This is a genomic window from Sinomicrobium pectinilyticum (assembly GCF_003725735.1).
GTDB classification, from domain to species: domain Bacteria; phylum Bacteroidota; class Bacteroidia; order Flavobacteriales; family Flavobacteriaceae; genus Sinomicrobium; species Sinomicrobium pectinilyticum.
The window spans coordinates 23,796-29,795 of sequence record NZ_RJTM01000126.1; the positions used below are offsets into that span (position 1 = coordinate 23,796).

The window sequence follows — 6,000 nt, forward strand, 5'->3', positions numbered from 1 at the left end:
TATCTTGAAAAAAGAAAACTCAAGTAACTATAATAAGATAACCTGAGTTTTTGACACTGTCACAAAAAGGTTCCGATGAGATTAATTTGAGACTGAATTTTTCCCAAAAACATCATCGAAACCACCTCCCCCGTTGTATGGACATCCATAATCTATAGTCAAAATATTGTGGTTGTTGAAAAAGTTTATCTCTTCGCTGCTATATACATATCCATCCGAATCCGTAACTCTGCTTATTTCTACTTTGAAGGATAGCGTTGTCATTTGAAGTGAATGATTTTTACATGCATCACCGACAAGTGGAGTGACTTCAGATTTACAAACGACAGTGGAAGCCCTATCTTCTCCACGTGGGACAATAAGTCCGGCGCCACCTAGCAGGGGAGGTACGGGTTCCCAACTATCACTACCTTTGCTTCTCTTTTTAAAAACATTAAAACGAATGAAGAGATCTTTGGATATAGGTTGATTTAAAATGACCTCAATGTCACCATTCTTTATAAAACCATTATCATTGGTGCAAATATACGGATCCATAGGGCCAATAGTTAAAAGTACACTTGTGAGTAAAGGATCTTTGGAGGATACAGTATTCTTTTCCGTAGACAAAAAATCGGGGGAAAGATTAATTTCATTTTCTACATGATCCAGACCATTGTCTGTTTGGCAACAAGTTAACAAGAGAAAAAAGAGCAGGAAAGATTTGGTGAAATTTTTCATAATTTAATGTTTTAGAGTTTCTATAAATTTACTAAAAAAAACATATCAAGTTTTTCATGGCGCAGGATGAAATAACTACAGTTGTTTTATTTCCAAAATTTTATATTTGGGGGTAACTGTTTTCATTTTCTGTGGGATCATAAATTCTTTGATCTTCATAATTATTAATTTAATTCTTTTGAAAACAAAAAATCATTATAAGTCATGAACCAAACCTTCCACCACATCTTCCGCTATATCCGCGACAATAACTATGAAATAACTTACGATGAGTTTACCAGGCAGCTGACTTCCCACCCGGATTATCCCAGCCTGTATGCTATTTCTGATTCTTTACAACACTGGCAGATAGAAAATGTGGTGGTCCGTGTGCCGAAGGAAGAACTTCATCAGCTTCCTGAAAATTTTATAGCAGTTACCGGCGAAGATGGTAACCACAATATCGTATATATCAGAAAAGCCGGTGACAACATCAGGATGTATGAGGAAAAGGATAAAAAAGAAATAAGGGTCGGCGAATTTCTGAAATTGTGGTCCGGAATAGTTCTGGCTGTGGAACCTAATGAAGTTAAAGGAAACAGGTTCAGGCTTTCTCTTTCCGGCTTGTCCCGGGTCTTTGTCTTTGTCGCCGTGTTTGCCGTTGTATTACGATTAATAACCGCTAATTATACATTGGCGGTAATACTATTTCTGTTGGTGAGTATAACAGGTGTTTTTATCAGTGTATTCGCAATAAGGGAGACCCTGGGATTTTTTTCTGGAACCGTACACAAAATATGTAACGCAGGGAGCAGTACAAGCTGTGGAGAAGTATTGTCTTCGCGTGCGGCAAAAGTATTCGGGCCTGTTACTTTAAGCGATTTGTGCTTCATATATTTTACCTCCGTTATACTTACCACTCTTGCCGTTCCCGACGGTTATGCTTCTGTATGGACCTTTTTGATTGTACTGGGAGGAGTATTGTTTTCATTGTACTCGATCTATTATCAGGCCGTCGTAATTAAAAAATGGTGTATGCTTTGCCTGGGGATTAACCTGGTATTGTACATACAATTGGGGGTGCTTTTGCTTTCTTCAGATTATACATTGGATGTCGCTTTCTTATCCTTCCTTGTTTTGATGTTGGCTTTAACTGCACTGGGATGGTTGTGGAGCAAAGAAAAGCTGGTAAAATTGAGGAAGCTGGAAAATGTGGAAGTCGAGTTCCTGAAATTCAAAAGGAACAGAAAAGTATTTCAGGCGGTTTTGGAAGGGGGAGATAAAGTGGATGAGGTTTCACTGGAAAGTTTAGAGGTCTTGAAACTGGGGAAAGAAAATACGGGAGAAATTGTATACGGGGTACTGAGTCCTTCCTGCATCCACTGCAAGAGTACATTTCTTAATTACCTGGACCTGATCCGGGAATCTCCCGATGGCCTGGAGTGCGCTGTACTGTTTAATGTAAATCCGGAAAATGACCAGAATCCATACCTCGAAATATGTTATAGGGTATTGGAAATGTATGAAAGGAAAGAAAGAGGAGAGGCATTAATGGCATTGAAAGAGTGGTATACATCAGGTTTTGACCTTAAGGCATGGCAGGATAAATACGGCAAAGTGAACGGTGAAGATATTGATAAGTACAAACAGCAGATTTACAGGCATTATCATTGGTGTAAGGAAAACAAGATAAATTATACCCCGGCTACTGTCTTTAAAGGGCATATATATCCGGCGGCTTTTGCGATTAATGATTTGAAATTCTTTATTGAGGGCGATTAATTTAGATTTTATACGTTTGAATAATTGGTTTAAAAGGAAAAAAATCGTATTTTTAAAAAGATGAATTTTTTTGGTTTTAAACAGACAGGGTAGCCATGAAGGTCCTGGGACTTTTAGTATACTGTGAATCGTGAGGAGCAATTGAAAATTGTGGGAAGAGAAGGAGGGAGCCTGTGTGAGGAGCCTAACACTTTTTATTGCGAGGTTCCGAATCACATTTGTTGCAGAGGCATGTGTGTGTTACCCACGCATCCTGCATGCTCCGGCGTATAATTATTTTTAAACGATTTTTCCCAAAAATACTATTTAAGGAATGACTTTTTCTAAAATTTGAATAACCTGCTTATGTTGAAAAAACTTCTCAGTTCCGATTCCCGGAATGAATTGCATATCAGCGAACAAAAAATCATAATTGGCAGAGGAACTTCTATCTGGCCAAATACCGAAGAACAATGCCATATTTGTGGAGGGGAATGGAACGATCCCTTATGTCGTCTTCCGATGGACTCTCCTTGCGCTCAATAGCCGTTTTGAGGAAATGGAATTATTAAATCTTTGTTTGATGTTTTCAGATTATTACTCCGAATTTATTTCTAACCAAAAACAATAATTATGTTGAAACAACTTCTACAACTGAACGGAATCCGGAAAATTGACCGGGACCGGCAAAGACTTATAAAGGGATCTGGTGGAACAGTTTGTCCCGATGGAACCTATCCGTATACCTGGAACGGGTATAGTGGATGTTGTCTGGAACCTTTGCATGGTTCGCCCTGCGGCAGAACCGATTGCCTGATCCATGTAGATGCCTGCGGACCAGGAGTGGAATGATTTTTTTGAGAAAAAATCTTGTAAAACAGGAATATTATGCTGAAAAATATTTTAAACCTCGCAGGTGTCGGGGAAGTTGGTAAAGACACTCAAAGAAAGATTGTCGGAGCTTCAGGTGGCTGTAACACTTCTTTTTGTGCCGCAGATAGCAGTTGCCCCACCGGGTCTACTTGTATTAACGGTATATGTGAATGCGATGATACGGGAGGGACCCCCGGAGGGGGAGGATGTAATGAACCGATCCGGATCTGCCAACCCGGAGAAACAGGATGCGGGTGTGTATATCCTTAGCTTAATTGCGGAACCTCCCGGGTTTCTCACAGGAAGAGCATATTTAAAAAAGTCATCGGTTAGAAATTGCGATGACTTTTTTGCTTTCGTAAACCAGGGATCGGGTTTAACCTTTTTTTAGTTTCTCAAATCACTTCCTTATTCTTTCAAAAAATATACCTTTGCCTTTATGCATTGCTGGAGTTTCTCAGCTGCAATACAAGAACATGGTTAAACAGGCGTTATTCTGTACATTAAGGAACCCGTTTTCAATGAAGCATATTTTTTTCGTATATATCCTGATGCTTTTCAGCCTGACGGCCAGGGGACAGGAAGAAAAATCTCCGGGGAGAGAAAAGGATACTATTTCCCGTTCGCTGAGATCAAAACCAAAGGCTCCCGGGGATACCTTGCCATCCATAACAGATTACAAGATTATTTCGTACAGAAGAGATACTACTTATCTGGATACTTCCCTCACTATTCAAAAGGAATACAGGTATAATTACCTGAGGAAAGATAATTTCGGACTTCTCCCTTTTTCAAATGTCGGACAAACCTATAACTCGTTGGTGCGTGATTTCAGGACAACCGGCTTATATCCCCGGCTCGGTGCCCGTTCCAAGCACTTTAATTATATGGAGGCGGACGATATAAATTATTACAGTGTGCCTACACCTACCACCGATCTGTTTTTTAAAACCACGATGGAACAGGGGCAGTTGCTTGACGCTTTCATCACCATGAATACATCCAGAAGATTTAACTTTTCCATTGCTTATAAAGGCTTACGTTCTTTAGGGAAATACCAGCACATATTGTCCAGTACCGGAAATTTTCGGCTTACGGCCAATTACACTACGCAAGATGAAAAATACAGGATGAGGGTACATTTTACTTCCCAGGATATACTGAACCAGGAGAACGGGGGGATTTCCAACAGGAGTCAATTTGAGACCGGCGATCCTGAATTTACCGATCGGGCTCGAATGGCCGTTTTTTTTGAAAACGCGGAAAATCTCCTGATCGGTAAGCGTTACTTTCTGGACCACGAATATTTTTTAGTTCGTCCGGGACAGGCTTTTTCCAAATTGTCATTCGCCCATGAATTTCAGTATGAGACAAAATTTTATAAGTTCCTTCAGGATGCCGCAGCGGAAAATTATTTCGGAAGTGCTTACCAGACATCCGATATAGAAGACCGGGCAAGACTGAAGACGATGTACAACCGTTTAAGTCTTAATTATGGAGACCGGATTTTCGGCGATCTGAAATTCAAGGCGAGCCTGTACAATTATAATTATTATTTCAAAACCATATTGTATACCGAAGATGGTATCATAGGCAACCAGTTGAAAGGAAATGAAATTGCCATAGGCGGAGAATGGTCAAAAACCATTGGAAGAGTTAACCTAAGCGCCGATCTGGAAGTAAATATGGTGGGAAACCTGAACGGTAATATCTTTAACGGAAATGCTTCTTATGACATTAATGACGACCTGAGGCTTTCCGGTTTCATATCTTCCGTGGGGCGCATGCCCAATTTTAATTTCCTGCTCTATATGAGCCAGTATCAAAACTACAATTGGCAGAACGATGATGATTTCGGTACGGAAAAAGTGTATACCCTCGGGGGGACCCTCAGGTCAAAGAAGTGGGGCAGTCTCACGGCCAGTTATTCAACCATAGATAATTATACCTATTTCTACGAAACTGCTAATGCTGAGGAACAGCCTAATATGGTACTTTCGAGACCTGCACAATATGGCGGGACAGTAAATTATCTCAAGATAAAAGGGGAAAATGAGTTCAGGTTCGGAAAATTTGCTTTGCATAATACTGTAATGTACCAAAACGTGGGGCAGGATGATCTTGTGATGAATACTCCCGAACTCATTACCAGGAACACCCTGTATTACTCGAATCACGTATTTAAAAAAGCAATGTTCCTGCAAACAGGGATCACTTTTAAATATTTTACCGAGTATTATGCCGATGGATATAATCCGTTGTTAGGTGAATTTTATACCCAGACCCGCGAAAAAATAGGAGGATTTCCTTTAGTGGACTTTTTTATTAATGCCCGTGTAAGGCAAACCCGGATATATTTAAAAGCGGAACACTTCAATTCTTCGTTAACCGGATATGATTATTATTCCGCACCAAACTATCCTTATCGCGATTTTATCGTGCGTTTTGGACTGGTCTGGAATTTCTTCAGATAGATTTTGAGCCTTCAAAAAGAGGAAAATTAAAAGAATTCGGGAATTCCGTAGCTGTTTTTATTTGTTAATTATTTGATATTCAATGTCACTGTAAAAAAGAGATAAAAAAGAAGTAAAATATTTGGATTTGGTGGGAAAGAGGTTTTATCTTTGCCCCCGCTTTGGAAGGGAAGGATGCTGATTTGCAGAAGCG

The 6,000-nt window shown here is 39.8% G+C and carries 4 protein-coding genes; 3 read left to right on the forward strand and 1 reads right to left on the reverse strand.

Features of this window, described 5'->3' with window-relative positions:
* Positions 1–81 precede the first annotated feature (81 nt).
* Positions 82–720: a hypothetical protein gene (locus tag ED312_RS18845; protein ID WP_123217584.1), complete on the reverse strand. Its 639-nt coding sequence runs from the start codon at positions 718–720 to the stop codon at positions 82–84.
* A gap of 204 nt (positions 721–924) precedes the next feature.
* Between ED312_RS18845 and ED312_RS18850 the strand changes: the two genes are divergently transcribed.
* From ED312_RS18850 to ED312_RS18865, 3 genes are all read left to right on the forward strand, one after another.
* Positions 925–2,481: a vitamin K epoxide reductase family protein gene (locus ED312_RS18850; RefSeq protein WP_123217585.1), complete on the forward strand. Its 1,557-nt coding sequence runs from the start codon at positions 925–927 to the stop codon at positions 2,479–2,481.
* Between the two features lie 612 nt (positions 2,482–3,093).
* Positions 3,094–3,312, forward strand: coding sequence for a hypothetical protein (locus ED312_RS23605; protein WP_148044329.1), 219 nt, complete (start codon positions 3,094–3,096; stop codon positions 3,310–3,312).
* Between the two features lie 542 nt (positions 3,313–3,854).
* On the forward strand, positions 3,855–5,807 hold the full coding sequence (locus ED312_RS18865) for a putative porin (protein ID WP_123217588.1): 1,953 nt from the start codon (positions 3,855–3,857) through the stop codon (positions 5,805–5,807).
* The last annotated feature ends 193 nt before the right edge of the window (positions 5,808–6,000 follow it).

Coding starts and splice junctions, on each gene's coding strand:
- ED312_RS18865 (WP_123217588.1), top strand. CDS start 3,855: ATGAAGCATATTTTTTTCGTATATATCCTGATGCTTTTCAGCCTGACG.
- ED312_RS23605 (WP_148044329.1), top strand. CDS start 3,094: ATGTTGAAACAACTTCTACAACTGAACGGAATCCGGAAAATTGACCGG.
- ED312_RS18845 (WP_123217584.1), bottom strand. CDS start 720: ATGAAAAATTTCACCAAATCTTTCCTGCTCTTTTTTCTCTTGTTAACT.
- ED312_RS18850 (WP_123217585.1), top strand. CDS start 925: ATGAACCAAACCTTCCACCACATCTTCCGCTATATCCGCGACAATAAC.